The sequence below is a fragment of the Pseudomonas sp. MF6396 genome (assembly GCF_002018915.1).
Classification (GTDB): Bacteria; Pseudomonadota; Gammaproteobacteria; order Pseudomonadales; family Pseudomonadaceae; genus Aquipseudomonas; species Aquipseudomonas palmensis.
This window is the reverse complement of the sequence record NZ_MVOK01000091.1, coordinates 1-1,069: the sequence shown is the minus strand read 5'-3', so window position 1 is coordinate 1,069 and position 1,069 is coordinate 1. Positions and strand designations below refer to the sequence as shown.

The following is a 1,069-nucleotide window of genomic DNA, read 5'->3' as shown; positions in this document are numbered from 1 at the left end:
ACTTTAATGTCAGGAAGCTTAAGCTCTGTTAGTGTTTTGGCTATTCTCTCTCCTCTTGGAAGACTGGTTGAAAGAGCCAGGAATATTTCCAATAACCCATTAAGTCAATCCCTCTACACTGGGCGCACCGATGAGTTTGGCCAAATAGAGTTTGCTTTACGAATGATGCAAGCTGAAACAGGCAGCATAGTAGGTCGCATAGGTGATGCATCAAATCGGCTTAGCGAACACACCCAAAGCCTACTAAAGGATATTGAGTCAAGCAATGTACTTACAGTTGAGCAGCAGGCAGAGACAGATCAAATAGCAACGGCAGTAAACCAAATGGCGGCAAGCATTCAAGAGGTTGCGAGCAATGCACAGCATGCTGCAGATGCGGCCGGAAGAGCAGACACTGAGACGGCATCTGGCCAGCGTCTGGTAGCCCACACAAGCCAGTCAATCATTGCCCTTGAAGGTGAAATTAGGCAAGCCGCTCAGGTTATTCATGAGCTTGAAGGTAAAAGTAACGAGATATCAAAAGTTCTTGACGTTATACGAGGGATCGCCGAGCAAACGAATTTGTTGGCACTCAACGCAGCAATTGAGGCCGCGCGTGCTGGTGAGCAGGGGCGTGGTTTTGCTGTTGTCGCCGATGAGGTTCGCAGTCTTGCTGCTCGCACCCAGCAATCGACAACGGATATTCAAAGCATGATCAGCGCTCTACAAGAGCGAGCGCAATCCGCTGTTACAGTCATGGAGCAAAGTAGTCGGCAAGCGCACACGAGTGTAGCTCACGCAGAGGAAGCAGCTACAGCTCTTGATGGAATTGGCCAACGTGTTAACGAAATTACCGACATGAACGCGCAAATAGCGACTGCGGTCGAGCAGCAGGGAGCAGTAAGTGAAGACATAAACCGCAGTATTATCAATATACGCGATGCTGCTGATACCAATGTACAGACCGGGCAGAATAATTTGCAAAGTGCGAAATCTGTCGCTCAGTTAACTAGCGCTCTGAGCGAACTGGCAAAACAGTTTTGGGAAAAACGAGGATAACGCTTTTCAGTATCTCGACAGGGATAACTTA

The 1,069-nt window shown here is 48.5% G+C and carries 1 protein-coding gene; it reads left to right on the top strand.

The features are described 5' to 3' along the window. Positions 1-6: 6 nt before the first annotated feature. Entirely contained in the window at positions 7-1,038 is a 1,032-nt protein-coding gene (locus tag MF6396_RS28075; protein WP_078482020.1) for a methyl-accepting chemotaxis protein, read from the top strand. Positions 1,039-1,069: the final 31 nt, after the last annotated feature.

Excerpts from the sequence above, each read along its gene's own strand:
- MF6396_RS28075 (WP_078482020.1), top strand. The coding sequence starts at position 7 with ATGTCAGGAAGCTTAAGCTCTGTTAGTGTTTTGGCTATTCTCTCTCCT.